General features: G+C 36.6%; 17 protein-coding genes. 13 read left to right on the top strand and 4 right to left on the bottom strand.

Annotated features, from left to right (window positions below; all coding sequences use genetic code 11):
* The first annotated feature begins 61 nt into the window (after positions 1–61).
* Positions 62–226: a hypothetical protein gene (locus tag AA0X95_RS00935; protein WP_413304412.1), complete on the top strand. Its 165-nt coding sequence runs from the start codon at positions 62–64 to the stop codon at positions 224–226.
* A gap of 245 nt (positions 227–471) precedes the next feature.
* Here the strand turns inward: AA0X95_RS00935 and AA0X95_RS00930 are convergent, their stop codons facing one another.
* Positions 472–1,881: a PLP-dependent aminotransferase family protein gene (locus AA0X95_RS00930; RefSeq protein ID WP_413304410.1), complete on the bottom strand. Its 1,410-nt coding sequence runs from the start codon at positions 1,879–1,881 to the stop codon at positions 472–474.
* A gap of 109 nt (positions 1,882–1,990) precedes the next feature.
* Here AA0X95_RS00930 and AA0X95_RS00925 point away from each other — a divergent pair, with 109 nt between their 5' ends.
* From AA0X95_RS00925 to AA0X95_RS00905, 5 genes are all read left to right on the top strand, one after another.
* A complete protein-coding gene (locus tag AA0X95_RS00925) occupies positions 1,991–2,554 on the top strand; it encodes a GNAT family N-acetyltransferase (protein WP_413304407.1) in 564 nt (187 codons plus the stop codon).
* Between the two features lie 28 nt (positions 2,555–2,582).
* On the top strand, positions 2,583–3,119 hold the full coding sequence (locus AA0X95_RS00920; RefSeq protein WP_413309790.1) for a GNAT family N-acetyltransferase: 537 nt from the start codon (positions 2,583–2,585) through the stop codon (positions 3,117–3,119).
* Positions 3,120–3,169: 50 nt separating this feature from the next.
* Positions 3,170–3,895, top strand: a complete 726-nt coding sequence (locus AA0X95_RS00915) for a DUF2306 domain-containing protein (RefSeq protein WP_413304404.1) — start codon at positions 3,170–3,172, stop codon at positions 3,893–3,895.
* Positions 3,896–3,908: 13 nt separating this feature from the next.
* A complete protein-coding gene (locus AA0X95_RS00910) occupies positions 3,909–4,466 on the top strand; it encodes a DUF7010 family protein (protein WP_413304401.1) in 558 nt (185 codons plus the stop codon).
* A 256-nt stretch (positions 4,467–4,722) separates the two neighbouring features.
* On the top strand, positions 4,723–6,024 hold the full coding sequence (locus AA0X95_RS00905) for a serine hydrolase domain-containing protein (protein ID WP_413304399.1): 1,302 nt from the start codon (positions 4,723–4,725) through the stop codon (positions 6,022–6,024).
* A 396-nt stretch (positions 6,025–6,420) separates the two neighbouring features.
* Here the strand turns inward: AA0X95_RS00905 and AA0X95_RS00900 are convergent, their stop codons facing one another.
* The 3 genes from AA0X95_RS00900 to AA0X95_RS00890 form a co-directional block, all read right to left on the bottom strand.
* Complete coding sequence (locus AA0X95_RS00900; protein ID WP_413309788.1) at positions 6,421–7,020, bottom strand: site-specific integrase; 600 nt, start codon at positions 7,018–7,020, stop codon at positions 6,421–6,423.
* 252 nt (positions 7,021–7,272) lie between these two features.
* A complete protein-coding gene (locus tag AA0X95_RS00895) occupies positions 7,273–7,551 on the bottom strand; it encodes an Arm DNA-binding domain-containing protein (RefSeq protein WP_413304397.1) in 279 nt (92 codons plus the stop codon).
* Between the two features lie 73 nt (positions 7,552–7,624).
* Complete coding sequence (locus tag AA0X95_RS00890; protein WP_413304394.1) at positions 7,625–8,104, bottom strand: helix-turn-helix domain-containing protein; 480 nt, start codon at positions 8,102–8,104, stop codon at positions 7,625–7,627.
* Between the two features lie 348 nt (positions 8,105–8,452).
* Between AA0X95_RS00890 and AA0X95_RS00885 the strand changes: the two genes are divergently transcribed.
* The 7 genes from AA0X95_RS00885 (at position 8,453) to AA0X95_RS00855 (ending at position 13,809) form a co-directional block, all read left to right on the top strand.
* The gene (locus tag AA0X95_RS00885; RefSeq protein WP_413304392.1) at positions 8,453–9,178 is read left to right on the top strand and encodes a ZIP family metal transporter; all 726 of its coding nucleotides are present in this window, start codon (positions 8,453–8,455) and stop codon (positions 9,176–9,178) included.
* A 204-nt stretch (positions 9,179–9,382) separates the two neighbouring features.
* Positions 9,383–10,312, top strand: coding sequence for a metal ABC transporter solute-binding protein, Zn/Mn family (locus AA0X95_RS00880; protein ID WP_413309786.1), 930 nt, complete (start codon positions 9,383–9,385; stop codon positions 10,310–10,312).
* Between the two features lie 16 nt (positions 10,313–10,328).
* Positions 10,329–11,081, top strand: a complete 753-nt coding sequence (locus AA0X95_RS00875; RefSeq protein ID WP_413304389.1) for a metal ABC transporter ATP-binding protein — start codon at positions 10,329–10,331, stop codon at positions 11,079–11,081.
* A 10-nt stretch (positions 11,082–11,091) separates the two neighbouring features.
* A complete protein-coding gene (locus tag AA0X95_RS00870; RefSeq protein WP_413304386.1) occupies positions 11,092–12,018 on the top strand; it encodes a metal ABC transporter permease in 927 nt (308 codons plus the stop codon).
* A complete protein-coding gene (locus tag AA0X95_RS00865) occupies positions 12,015–12,893 on the top strand; it encodes a metal ABC transporter permease (protein WP_413304383.1) in 879 nt (292 codons plus the stop codon). The genes AA0X95_RS00870 and AA0X95_RS00865 overlap by 4 nt, the downstream gene beginning before the upstream one ends.
* Positions 12,894–12,923: 30 nt before the next feature.
* Positions 12,924–13,304, top strand: a complete 381-nt coding sequence (locus tag AA0X95_RS00860) for a transcriptional regulator MntR (RefSeq protein WP_413304380.1) — start codon at positions 12,924–12,926, stop codon at positions 13,302–13,304.
* Positions 13,305–13,497: 193 nt separating this feature from the next.
* Positions 13,498–13,809 carry an HMA2 domain-containing protein gene (locus tag AA0X95_RS00855; protein WP_413304378.1) on the top strand — a complete coding sequence of 104 codons (312 nt, stop codon included), beginning with the start codon at positions 13,498–13,500 and terminating at the stop codon, positions 13,807–13,809.

Genomic DNA, 13,809 nt, shown 5'->3' with positions numbered 1-13,809 from the left:
TTGGAGGTGCTAATATTGCGTCATTTTTGGACTTCTCCTACTCGTAGCAGGAATTTTCGTCATGGGCAAACCAATTCAAAAACTAAGAAGTGATTTAAGAAAAGGCAAAACAAGAAAGCACAAGTGGGGACTGTTCTTCTTCAATTTTGTCATTGACCCGTCGGGAGCACTTTTTTCTTTGGGGCTATTAATGACTGTATTTGGTTTTTTAATGATGTTAGGTTAGTATTTTGATTTGTTCAAAGAAAATGTTTTCGTTGCCTTGCTGCCACTTGACTCCTAGTGGGAATAAACAAATATGCCTATTTAACTTTATATTAATTTATCTCCTAGGTGAGTATCGTTGTGCCTTTAAGTTGCGCAAGGCTAGAGGTGCAGTTCCTACAATCTGGAACTCTCGCTCTAGTAATAAATCCATTTTTTCAAAAGTTTGAAAGAAGAACCGAGTATGAGCTTGTCTTATTCTTTTTGTTACTCCATAATCCATAAATCAGCTAATAATTTTATACCTTCAATTATTTTCCTTTTTTCTATTCCTGCGAAGCCGATTATAAATTCCTTACCAGGATAATCGCTTTTACGATTCCACGTATATGATGCAGAGGCAATATTTATGCCGGCCTCTCTCGCTATTTTAAGCATTTCAGTTTCAGATTTTGTGGATTGCACTCTTACATACATATGGAATCCCGCATCTTTCCCATTAATCGTGATCGCTGAACCAAATTCCTTGTGGAGCTGTGTGAGTAAGCAGTCATGTTTTTTTCGATAAATGTTTCTCATTTTCCGAATATGTTTTTCTAAGTATCCTTGCTTCATGAAATACTCTAAAGCATGCTGATGTAATTTGGAAGAGCCTTGTTCATTTAGAAGATAGTTCTTTATCTCATGGTAGTCAGGGAGTAGCTGCTCTGGCAAAATCATATAAGAAACGCCTATCGCGGGAGCAAGTACCTGAGAAAAACTGCCCAAATAAATAACGTTATTTCTTCTTTCCATTCCTTGTAATGAAGGTACAGGGTTTCCATAATAACGAAATTCTCCATCGTAATCATCCTCAATAATATAACCATTCACATCCGTTGACCATTTCAGTAGCTCCATTCTTCTGTCTAATGACATGGTGATCCCGATTGGAAACTGATGAGAAGGTGTGACACAGACGATCTTAGCACCGCTACTATAAAGATCCTGAATGGAGATCCCATCTTCGTCAAGAGGAATGGGGGTAACAGAAAAACCGTTTAAACGAAATGTTTCCGGAGCGAGTGGATATCCTGGATCTTCAACAGCAAGCTGCAAAAATTTCTGCTTTAAAATGTAACTTAATAGGGAGATCAGATTTTGTTGTTCTGCTCCAATAATAATTTGGTTAGCTGAACATCTAACACCTCTAATCTTTCTAACATACCTCGCAATTTGTTCTCTCAAACCTACTTCACCTTGCCGGTCCCCATAAAACAATGTATTTAGATGCAATGAGTCAAGAGAATAATGGTAAGCAAGCTTCCACTCTTTAAAGGGAAATTGTGTAAAATCATTCTTAGACATATGAAAATCAAATTCTGAGAATTGATCACTGGAAGAGAGAGCGCGGCTATTTATAAGATCTGCTTGAATTTGAAATGTCTCTTGTATCTTTTCTACATAGTAACCACTTTTAGGTTTACTTTTTATGTAACCTTCAGCCACAAGCTGCTGATAAGCCATTTCCACAGGTGTGGTACTTAAGCCAAGGAAATCAGCTAACTCCCGAATCGAGGGGAGACGACTATTTTCAACAAGATTTCCTGATGTTATTTCTTGTTGGTAATATTTATAAAGCCGTTCGTATTGAGGAATATTTTTATTTTTAAAATCAAACTGAACATGAGGTAACATAAAAGGTTATTCTCCTTATCTGTCCTTTAAAAAATCTTTAAATTGCCCATTTTGGGTTCATCCATTTCCTTATATAATCAAAATTGCTAATTAATAGGAGGTAAAAACTATGTTATATGCACAATCTACAAGAATATTAGAAGGTCAAAAGGTTTATCTAAGACCAATCAGCGTCGAAGATACCGAGGTCTATTTAAATACATTATTTCACCCGGTCACTCGCCGTCTAACAGGGACACAGGCTATATTTACCCGTGAACAAATTCATGATTATCTTGAGAGAAAAGCAAAAGATACAACGACTGGCATTCTGCTATTGATTGTTGTGATAGAGACAGAGGAAGTGGTTGGTGATATAGCCCTGCAATCTATTGATCATTTAAATCAAAATGCCAATATCCGAATCTCTATTGTAAACGAAAAGCATAGAGGGAAGGGATATGGTACAGAAGCAATACAATTACTTTTAGAGCATGCTTTTGGTGTATTAAATCTCCATAGAATTGAGCTGAATGTGTTTTCTTATAACGAAAATGCTTATCGTGTATATGAGAAAATCGGTTTTAAAAAGGAAGGAATTCAAAAAGATGCACTTTACTATGATCATGCTTACCATGATTCTATTTTAATGGCAATCTTAGAAAATGAATATCGAAAAATTTACAAAAAATGAAAAAAGATGAGGAATTAATATGCGATCTATTACTACCAACCTTTTTACCGGAAAATATATAAAATTAACTGCACCTAGAGAGGAAGATACCTCTATTATGCTCGAGTGGATGGAGGATGCTGAATATTTACGAAATGTAGATACAGAGATTGCCATGCCAAAATCAAAGGAACAACTATTGGAAGAAGGAAAAATAGGTCACAATGAATATTCATTTCGGCTACGAACGATTTCGGAGGAAGAATTAATCGGATTTGTTTCCATTCACAGCATTGAGTGGAATAATCGGACAGGAACTTTAGCCATTGGGATCGGTAACAAAAGTCACCGAAATAAAGGATATGGATCTGATGCTTTACAGCTTATTTTAAATTATGGGTTCAATGAATTAAACTTAGATAGAATTTCTCTCGAAGTGATTGAATATAATGTAGGCGGCGTAAGAGCTTACGAAAAGGCAGGTTTTCAACATGAAGGTAGAAAAAGGTCCGCTGTATATAGAGACGGTAATAGATATGATAGTATCCTAATGGCCATTCTTCGATCGGAGTGGAAGTTTAATTAGGGAAAACCCAGAAGAAAATTTGGGAATCTCGATTAAGAAAGGTGAATGATATGGAGGTTGTGTTTAGTTCATTTCGAATCTTGCATATTGTAGCAGGGTTTGTCGCTTTATTCTTATTTTGGATTCCGATTGTTACAAAAAAAGGGGGAAGGGTGCATAATAGCGTAGGTTGGTCATTTGTGATTGCCATGGCGCTTGTAGCAGTTTCTGCTCTTTTTATGGGAAGCTATCGAATATTTTTTGACAGTGACGCGGATTCAGAAAGAATATCATTTTCATGGTTTCTAATCTTTATCTCTATTTTAAGCGGTACCTCTTCATGGTATGGACTAAGGGTATTACGATACAAAAATAGAAAAAACCAACATCGAAATATAATCGATCTTTTTGCTAGTTGTTTACTCCTTGCCTCTGGGATCTCCATAAGTATTTACGGGATAAGCATTGGTTCCTCATTATTGACTTATTTTCCAATTTTGGGACTTTTTTTAGGAATCATACAACTGAATTATTGGTTGCGAAAGACTACTAAGAAAATGCATTGGTATTTTGAGCATTTTGGTGGAATGTTTGCTTGTAGTATTTCCACAGTAACGGCATTTGCGGTTTTTGGGGCACCGAAATTACTTCAAATTTCATCTTCAAATATCTTTTTATGGTTAGCCCCGACGTTCGTTCTAGTTCCGATTTTAATTGGGTTCAAAACATACTACGAACGAAAGTTTCACAAGGGCAATAAAAATAGTAAGAGCGAAAACAAAATAATCCAATCATAGAAAGGAGAAGAAAATGAATAAAAGTATACAAGAGTATAGGGATGAACTGTTTGAAACATCAAAGCGTGGATATACCATCTTAATGGCTGGTGCCCTTTACAATGTTGTATTAGGAATTCTAACTTTTCTATTGCCATTACCAACCATTCAGTTTGTTTGGGTCGTAGGTTTAATGGCCATTTTTCCAGTAGGTGTTCTTATTGGAAAGGCATTTGGACTTAATTACTTTGTGAAAGAGAACCCACTAGGAAACTTAGGTGGACTTGCTGCTGGAATGCAAGCATTTTATATTCCTGTGTTTATTCTCGTCTATCAGGAGAGTCCAGAGTTTCTACCCTTTACAATTGGTTTGCTAGGCGGTTCTCACTTTATTATCTACTATTGGCTATATTCGAGTAAGTGGTATTTATTTTTGACATTAGGGATGACTTTCTCTGCATTTCTAATAGGGGGATACATGTTAGATTATGCATATCCTGCACTCCCATTTGTTTTTGCGATTATATTTTTTATCACAACCTTGGGAGTGATGAAAGAAAATACAAATAATGGGATAAATATTGAAATATGAAATGTTTAATTGAAAAGTTAAAAAATGATTCAATGGGTAGATATGTACCTAATGAGTAAAAGTTTGCTAGTAAATAAGGAAGAAGCTTTTACTATTGCAAGAAATCTGAAGGAAATAGGAAAGGCCCGCATTTTTAAATATGAGGGTTTATACAGTTTGAGGTATACTTTGGAAAAGCTTTTAACCTTACTTTTAATGAAAGATGGTACCAAGAGTATTGGAAGTTAATGTGGGATGTCCAAATTAGGAGGAAGTAATGAAACTAGAGAAACGGGTAAATGATTGGATAGAAGCGTATGAGAGGAACGGGTATTTAAATGGCTCCATTTTGGTATCAGCTAACCGAGAGGTTCTTGTCAATAAGAGTTTTGGTATGGCCAATCTGGAGCATTCCGTACCAAATAAGCCAGATACGAAGTTTCGAATTGGTTCCCTTACGAAAGCTTTTACTGCTATTGCCATTTTCCAATTACATGAGAAAAAGAAATTGAGGATAACTGATTGTATTGGTAAGTACCTGATGAATTACCCAAATGGTGAAAAAATCACTATTTACCATTGTTTAACAAGCACTTCTGGTATTCCAAACTATACAAGTTTTCCTGATTTTTGGTCGACTACAATGAGACTCCCTTCTACCTTGGAAAATCTTATTGACTTATTAAAAAAACAACCACTTGATTTTGAACCTGGAAGTCGATTTGAATATTCAAGTTCAGGCTACACATTGCTTACAGCTATTATAGAAATAGTTTCGGGAATGCCTTATTCTGACTATATTCGGGAAAAAATATGTATCCCATTGGGTATGTATAATACAGGTTGTGATAATGGAGTGAAGGTTGTTCCTAATTTAGCATCTGGTTATTCATTCTGGGAACAACCCATTCACACAGCCTATGCAGACTTATCTTTTCCATTAGGTGCATATGGTCTATATTCCACAACGGAGGACTTATTTATATGGGATAAGGCGTTGTCATCGTCTCAACTCTTAAGCAGAGAGCATATGGATAAGCTATTTACTCCTAATCTTGACTCGTATGCATGTGGTTGGGTGGTAGCCAATATTGTAAATAGGAAATGTGTCCATCATTTTGGTGATATAAGTGGATTTTTTAGTGATTTTCTAAGATTTATTGATGACCAAGTTTCTATCATTTTCCTAAGTAATATAAACGTCACACCTGTAACGTACCTAACTCGTCAAATTGCAAAAGTTATGTTTGAGGAACCCGTTTCATTACCTGAACCAATATTACCAATTAAGATTAAAGAACCAAAACTCTTTTCTGGACTGTATGAAAAGGAGAATCATTTCAATCTGGACATTTCGTTTAATCAGGGGCGATTATATGTTACAGTCCCTAAAATGTATGGAGTACTATATAAATTTAAACTTGTACCAATTCTCCATAATTCGGTAAAAACAGTCCTTTTAACAGAAATGATTCATGAGCAGATTACATTTCATCATCCAGCTGGTGAAATCCAAACGATTGAGTATATAGATTTCCATGGAAAGAAACATATACTTTCTCGTCTAAAGCAAGTATAGAAGGTAATTATTCTCAGTGGCTGGAAAATAGTCTTTATTTGGTAGGAAAGAAGTTAAGGAATAGCTAAAGCACTAGATAGTTGTGGCTAATAAATGCTAACATTTTGCTAACGCCTTACCATAAAAAACGGAAAATCCTCGTTAAAGATGTTACAGTCAAGAACACCCAAAACGTTGATTTACCGCACTTTTTGCATTCATTGTTAACAATATTACACTCTAGCAGCATACGGGCGGCATGATGTAATTAGGGTTTTAAAACCTTGTTATATCAACGTCTAAAGTGATAATATGCTTTTCTTGTCCTCGGATTTGTCCTCGTTTTATAAAAAACAAGGCAACCTGTGACAAAAAAGCTAGCTATAGGAGAAGGTCTTTCATCAGTTTGCTAAACTGTTAGAAGGCCTTTTCTTCCATATTGGCGGTCATATGGGCATAGATATTCATTGTGGTATTTATATCGGTGTGTCCAAGCCGCTGTTGTATTTCTTTAATGCCAACTCCAGCTTCAATTAATAATGAAGTGTGGGTATGTCGAAATGAGTGTGGAGTAATGTTCTTTTCAATTTCTGCTTCTTTAAGAAGTCGTTTAAGACGTGTCTCAACTACTTTTCTTAGTTGTGGATGTCCATCCTCCCGAGCGAAAATAAATCCGTTATCTTGGTAAATATGTCTGTTTTTTAATTTAATTTCATTTTGTTTAAGACGATGCTTCCTTAACATGCTGGTCAGCATTTCATCAATCTTGATTGTACGGACAGAGCCCTTTGTTTTTGGTGTTAAAAGCTGGTATTTTTCAAAATGATTATTAGGGTTATAAAGAGTTTTAGTAACTCGAATAGTACCTTGCTTTTCGTTAAAATCTCCCCATTTTAAGGCTAATAATTCACCTATTCTTAGCCCGGTACAGGAAAGTACCGTGAAGACAAGATGATCCATTTCAAGCCCTTCTGTATAGGCTAGTTTAAGAAAATGAGCAAGCTCTTCTTTTTCCAGAAAGACAATATCCTCTTCTGCTTTCTCCAGTTCTTCAATACTTTGCTACTTTTTAGGCATTTTGAAATCCTCAGTAGGATTATTTTTTATCAGCCCTTGAGTTATTGCTTTCCGAAAAATCATTCTTCCACAAGCATGAATACCATCCATATAATTTTGGCTGTATTTTTCGTTTAATTCCAGAATTCTTTCTTCATACATTTTCTTAGTAATGCGGCTTATTGGATAAGGTCCCCAAACAGAGATAAAATGTTACATTTCCTTTTCTCGAGCTCTCACACTGCTTATTTTCACACCACTACGGCCATACGTTTTTAACCAATCCTGGGCGAATTGTTCAAAAGGCATATCGGATTCTTTGGTAAAGGTGCCATTTTGAATTTCTAATTCTAAAAGGCGTGCTGCTGCCTTTGCTTCCCGTTGGGTTTTAAAGCCACCTTTAGATATCTCTTTGCGTTTTTTTGTGAGGGGGTCCAGCCCTAAATAAATATGATAACTCCATGTTTTTCCTCGTTGTCTAAACTTTGCCACATTAAGTGTTCTCCTTTATTAGTATTATGTGATTTTCAGAGCATAGCTGTTTATCCATTAAGCATTTAAATAATTATTTAATACTTCTTTCAATATATATTTCAAAGAGTTCGTTAAAGGTTTTATCAATTTCTTGCTTTTCCTTTAGAAATAATTTTAAAAGCTCATATTTATCTGATGGTGAAAAGCCCCCTTTTTTTGTCCCCATTCCAAAGCTGTTTTTCATTCTAAGTATAAAATTAAAAATTTCATGTAAATGGTCTAGTTCTTTATTATCTGGTTTACTGATGGCATGATCTGATGTTAGAAAGAATATTTGATTATTTATTTTTAATATTTTTTCTCTTACATTCGGTTCAGCTTTTATAAGCATTTGATGAAAGTCATCATTGTAACGATTTACTTGGTATTCATCATAGCTAACAACTTCATCCCCCTTTGTGAGGTAATCCATTGAAACACCAAAATATTTTGCTATTTCTAAGACTGTACCAAAGTCTGGACTTCGATCACCACGTTCATAATTTCCTAGAGTTGTAAAAGGAATTCCCAATTAGCTGCGGTTTTACCTTATCCAATAAACCAAAGTCTTCGGCTATGATATAAGCCGCCCTGGCTTGTGATACGTTTTTAAAAGGGAAACCAGTATTATCATATCGCCCATAGCTTGACAACCAAAACAATAAAAAATTTCTTTGAGGGTGTTATTGCAAGGCTCGGTGTCCTTTCCTGGTGAAAAATACAAGAAATTAACTTTGCGCTAGCTACTCCATCAATGGAGTAAAAGGAACGCAGGAAGTATAAAGTTACCTAAGCCAGGCTTTTTACTAGTTATAGTGATGTCTTTTTCAAAGGGGTTGTACATATAATGACTAATGATTTTTTATAAAGGAGGGGTTTTGTGGGAAATAACTTAGGAATCTTCATTAGTGCTTTGTGTACTGCCTTAGGAGCCGTTCCTGCTTTGTTCCTAGGTAATCTTTCGCACCGGTTTAAGGATAATTTATTGGCCTACAGTGCGGGGATTATGGTGGCAGCCTCAACATATGCCCTGATTCCTTCTACGTTGAAGCTCTCCAATATGTTTGTATTGACGATTGGAATTCTAGTAGGAACGGCCACTCTTACCGCCCTAGAAATGAGCTTGCCACATATAGAACTTGAGCATACTTCTCCAGCTGCTCACCAAGCAAGACCACTGCTTTTAATCGCGGCCATGGCTATACATAATATACCGGAAGGAATTTCAGTCGGTGTTAGTTTTGCAAGTCAATACGAGGATTTAGGCTCACTTGTTGCCTTTTCGATTGGCCTACAAAATATCCCGGAAGGCTTTCTGGTTTGTTTGTTTTTAGTGGCGAATGGAATCCCAAAGTTATCAGCCCTTATGTATACAGCCTTTACAGGAGGTATTGAATTAGCGGCTTCGTATCTGGGGTTACAGTTGACGGATCAATATCTTGGAGTTGTTCCGTATGGATTAGCGTTTGCTGCAGGGGCAATGCTGTTTGTTGTCTATAAGGAGCTCATTCCCGAAAGCCATGGTGATGGGAATGAGAGGTCTGCTACCTTTTCTTTTGTCATTGGTCTACTTACGATGATTCTTATAACAGACATTTTGAGATAAAAAGAACGAAAAAGGATTAAACTCTTTCATGGGTTTAATCCTTTTTTATTGTCGAAAAATTTAGAACTATTTTTATTGACTTATTGAATGGATATGGAATAACATAAAGTTGCACGAGAGCAAAATAATTTCATGTTTATAAAAAAAATAGTCGTGGATAAAAGTGTTGTCCGAAGGTAAAAGGAGGAGTTACAGGTGATCAAAATGATGAAAAAAATAGCCATACTCTGGTTTGTAATGGTATTGGCAATTGCAGGGTGTGCAAGTTCAGAAGTAGGCAATGAACGAGAACATGGAGAGAAAATTCAGGTTACGACAACCATTGGGATGATTAATGACATTGTAAAAAATATTGGTGGGGATCATTTGGAAACAATTGGTTTGATGAAATCCGGCGTCGATCCTCATCTGTACAAAGCCTCACAAGGAGATATTAAGAAATTAGATAATGCCGATATGATTTTTTATAACGGGTTGCACTTAGAAGGGAAGATGGTCGATATATTTGAAAAAATGGCGAAGGATAAGCCAACGGTAGCCGTTACCAAAAATATTCCTGAACAGGAACTTCTCTCTCCTGCCGATGGGTCGCAAGGACATGATCCACATGTGTGGTTTAATGTGAAACATTGGATCTCAGCAGCTGAAACCGTTGAGCAAGAGTTATCCAAGTTTGACCCTGATCATTCGGAAGATTATCAACAAAATGCAGAAGAGTATATAAAAAAGCTAAGAGAACTTGATGAATATGTTAAAAAGCAGATTTCGACAATTCCAGAACCGTTTCGGGTATTAGTTACAGCTCATGATGCCTTTGGTTATTTTGGAGAAGCATATGGAATCAAGGTAATGGGTCTTCAAGGAATCAGTACGGCTTCAGAATATGGATCCAAGGATGTTACTGAGTTGAGAGACTTTCTAGTTGGAAATAAAATTAAAGCCGTTTTTGTTGAATCAAGTGTTCCTAAAAAAGCAATAGAAGCGGTTATTGAGGGAGCAAAAGAAAAAGGCCACGATGTAAAAATAGGTGGGGAACTCTTCTCGGATGCAATGGGCGAGGAAGGGACCGAAGAAGGAACCTATCTAGGTATGGTTAAACATAACGTCGATACGATTGTAAATGCATTGAAATAGAAGGAGAGGATTGCTTATGACGACACCACTTACGGTTAGAAATTTAGCCGTTGCATATCAGAAAAAACCTGTCTTAGAGGATATTAGCTTTAGTATTCCCAAGGGAAAGCTTATTGGGGTCATTGGGCCAAACGGGGCAGGTAAGTCAACACTTATCAAGTCAATTTTAGAGCTAATTCCATCTATTACTGGAGAAGTAGAGGTCTTTGGGAGGGCTTATCAGCAGAATCGAAAAAAAGTAGGTTATGTTCCGCAAAGGGAATCGGTTGATTGGGATTTTCCTACCAATGCCTTTGACGTTGTGACAATGGGAAGATATGGACATCTTGGATGGTTAAAACGCCCAGGTAAAAAAGATAAAGAAATTGCATTGGATTGTCTGAACAAAGTAGGTATGGGTGATTTTGTCCATCGACAAATTAGTCAGCTTTCAGGAGGGCAGCAACAACGAGTGTTTTTAGCGAGAGCCCTTGCACAGGATGCGGATTTATACTTCATGGATGAACCATTTGTAGGAGTTGATGCTGCAACGGAAAAAGCAATTATCTCTTTATTGATGAATCTTAAAGAACACGGAAAGACCGTTCTCGTCGTTCATCATGATCTTAATACCGTTAAAGAATACTTTGATTGGATTATGCTTTTAAACGTTAAGCTGATTGGGATTGGACCTACCGAGGAATTGTTTACAAAAGATTATCTTCAGAAGACATACGGTGGGAGCTTGACGCTGATTGAATCAAACTCATCACCATTCATTCTTAGTTAGAGGTGATCGTATGAATTGGTTTTACATCTTTTTAGATCCCAATACACAATGGATTTTAATGGGGTCCATGCTTCTTGGGTTGAGCAGTGGTGTAATTGGTAGCTTTGCCTATCTACGTAAACAATCGTTAATGGGCGATGCCCTATCGCATGCAGCATTACCTGGTGTGTGTGTAGCATTTATGATTACCGGTACAAAGTCCATCTTTTTCTTTCTAATTGGTGCTATCATTGCTGGTATTCTAGCAACTGTTTCGATTAGCTATATCACAAGGCATTCTCGAATTAAACAAGACTCTGCGTTAGGGATTATATTAACTGTATTTTTTGGAGTAGGAATTGTCCTCTTAACACAAATACAACATAGCAATAGTGGGAATCAGAGTGGGTTAGATAAGTTTCTTTTCGGTCATGCAGCATCGATGGTTCAATCAGATGTTTACACAATTGCTGGCATTAGTGTTTTACTCGTTTCACTTTCTTTTTTATTCTTTAAAGAATTTAAACTTTTATCATTTGATTCAGGCTTTGCTAAAGGAATTGGTCTTCCGGTTGTACTGTTAGATCAATTTATTATGTTGCTCATTGTAATGGCCGTTGTCATTGGAATACAGGCTGTAGGTGTCGTGTTAATGGCTGCTTTACTCATAACTCCGGCTGTTGCAGCAAGATATTGGACAGAAAAGCTACATGTGATGGTAATTGTAGCCGGCCTGTTCGGGGCTCTAAGTGGTTTTATAGGAACGGTTGTTAGTACGATGGCTAACAATCTTCCAACAGGTCCCCTAATTGTATTATCAGCCACCATTATTTTTGTGATTTCCATTGTATTTGCACCAAATCGCGGAATGGTTGCGAAAATTAGATTAAGACATTCTGCAAGGAATGACTACAAGAAAACTTTCACCAATCAGATTGTAAAGGAGAAATCCTTATGAATCATTTCTGGATCATATTGATTGGTGCACTGGTTGGGGGCTCCTGTAGCATATTAGGATGTTTTCTCGTTTTAAGGAAAATGTCGATGATCGGGGATGCCATCAGTCACTCCGTCTTACCGGGGATCGTAATTGCTTTTTTAATGAGTGGCTCAAGAGATTCTTTCATTATGATGTTTGGGGCTGCTGCTATTGGTTTGATCACTGTTTTTCTCATCCAAATGTTTCAGAATAGCGGAGTGCAGGCTGATGCGTCCATTGGAGTCGTATTCACGGCATTATTCGCTGTAGGTGTTATTTTAGTTAGTCTGTTTACTAGACAGGTAGATTTGGATTTAGATTGTGTTTTATATGGGGAGATTGCTTATGCACCATGGGACACTCTCGAAGTTGGCGGACATAGTATCGGGCCAAAGGCCGTTTGGGGAATCGGCGCTAGCTTTCTGTTAAATGTATTGTGTATTGGAATCTTTTATAAACAGTTTAAAATAAGCGCCTTCGATCCTGCAATGGCCGCTTCATTAGGTATTCCGGTGGTAATTTTTCACTATTTATTAATGGGCTTGGTGTCTGTTTCAACGGTTGCTTCCTTTGAAAGTGTTGGCGCCATCTTAGTAGTGGGCATGATTATTGTCCCTGCTGCAACAGCTTATCTTTTAACCGACAGATTGAGTATGATGATTGTTATCAGTGTTGTGGTAAGTATTTTATGTTCTATCATAGGCTATTACGTTGCTTTTCTACTAGATGCATCCATCGGTGCAACAATGGTTTCGGTTGCGGGATTCCTATTTGTACTTGCCTTCTTGTTCTCACCCATACACGGGATTTTGGTTAAAAAATGGAGGAGAAATAAATTTACTCATCAAACTTAATGTTGATTCTTTTATTAAGGGGATGTTGAGATGGCATTACCACGTAATGAGAAATATCTAGAGAAGATTTATTACGATGTCGTAAAGCAAGGGTATAGTAGTGTTACCAATATTGCCATTTCTTTAAATGTATCTGTATCTTCCGTAACCAAAATGGTCCGAAAGCTAAGTGATGAAGAATACCTGGAATACAAACGGTATGGAAAGATTCAAATGACAGAAAAAGGTATGATCAAAGGGGAAAAGTTAGCATACGACTATCAAGTTTTAGAAGCCTTTTTTCAGCTTATAGGAATGGATCAGAAACATATTCCGCACGAAATTTCATGTATTAAATACCATCTAAGTGGAAATGCCATAGCAAAAATTAGAACTTATATGAGTGGCATAAAAAATGCTGAGATTAGGTAATAAATACCTAGTCTATTCTTTTTTGTAGTAAAAAATTACCATAAAATCCATATATTTGTTTACATTAATGCCATTTCCTATTATCATTGATTTAAACTTGCCTCAGGGCAACACTATATTAAACAGTAAACATTAAGGATCATGTTCGCTCATATATATATTTTATTAAATTATTTTTCAGGAGTTTGAGTGTATGTTGAATAAAGTAAAAGAGCTTATGCTGGTTACGAGGGTAAATAAAATCCTGAATAGACACTCAATTGAAATTGCCCATTATATTCCCGGAAGAATTCGGCTAAAGTCTACTTTGTGGAAGCATAACCCCAATACCGTTGGTCAATTAATTAGTCACTTTAAAGGGGAGTCTAGAATTCATTCTATTCAATACACACCTGAAACAGGTAGTTTATTAATTTCCTATGATAGTAGTCCGGTTGACAATGTCAAGCAGCTTGAACAATGGGTGGAACAAATTGAAAGGATATCTGTAAGCGTTATCCAGTAG

Origin of the sequence: Neobacillus phoenicis (assembly GCF_047302305.1) — a bacterium.
Lineage (GTDB): Bacteria > Bacillota > Bacilli > Bacillales > Cytobacillaceae > Neobacillus.
Note: the sequence above shows the minus strand (reverse complement) of the source record. Positions and strands in the feature narration are given on the sequence as shown.

Excerpts from the sequence above, each read along its gene's own strand:
- AA0X95_RS00865 (WP_413304383.1), top strand. The coding sequence starts at position 12,015 with ATGAATCATTTCTGGATCATATTGATTGGTGCACTGGTTGGGGGCTCC.
- AA0X95_RS00935 (WP_413304412.1), top strand. The coding sequence starts at position 62 with ATGGGCAAACCAATTCAAAAACTAAGAAGTGATTTAAGAAAAGGCAAA.
- AA0X95_RS00875 (WP_413304389.1), top strand. The coding sequence starts at position 10,329 with ATGACGACACCACTTACGGTTAGAAATTTAGCCGTTGCATATCAGAAA.
- AA0X95_RS00870 (WP_413304386.1), top strand. The coding sequence starts at position 11,092 with ATGAATTGGTTTTACATCTTTTTAGATCCCAATACACAATGGATTTTA.
- AA0X95_RS00915 (WP_413304404.1), top strand. The coding sequence starts at position 3,170 with ATGGAGGTTGTGTTTAGTTCATTTCGAATCTTGCATATTGTAGCAGGG.
- AA0X95_RS00855 (WP_413304378.1), top strand. The coding sequence starts at position 13,498 with ATGTTGAATAAAGTAAAAGAGCTTATGCTGGTTACGAGGGTAAATAAA.
- AA0X95_RS00930 (WP_413304410.1), bottom strand. The coding sequence starts at position 1,881 with ATGTTACCTCATGTTCAGTTTGATTTTAAAAATAAAAATATTCCTCAA.
- AA0X95_RS00925 (WP_413304407.1), top strand. The coding sequence starts at position 1,991 with ATGTTATATGCACAATCTACAAGAATATTAGAAGGTCAAAAGGTTTAT.
- AA0X95_RS00905 (WP_413304399.1), top strand. The coding sequence starts at position 4,723 with ATGAAACTAGAGAAACGGGTAAATGATTGGATAGAAGCGTATGAGAGG.
- AA0X95_RS00860 (WP_413304380.1), top strand. The coding sequence starts at position 12,924 with ATGGCATTACCACGTAATGAGAAATATCTAGAGAAGATTTATTACGAT.
- AA0X95_RS00880 (WP_413309786.1), top strand. The coding sequence starts at position 9,383 with ATGATGAAAAAAATAGCCATACTCTGGTTTGTAATGGTATTGGCAATT.
- AA0X95_RS00910 (WP_413304401.1), top strand. The coding sequence starts at position 3,909 with ATGAATAAAAGTATACAAGAGTATAGGGATGAACTGTTTGAAACATCA.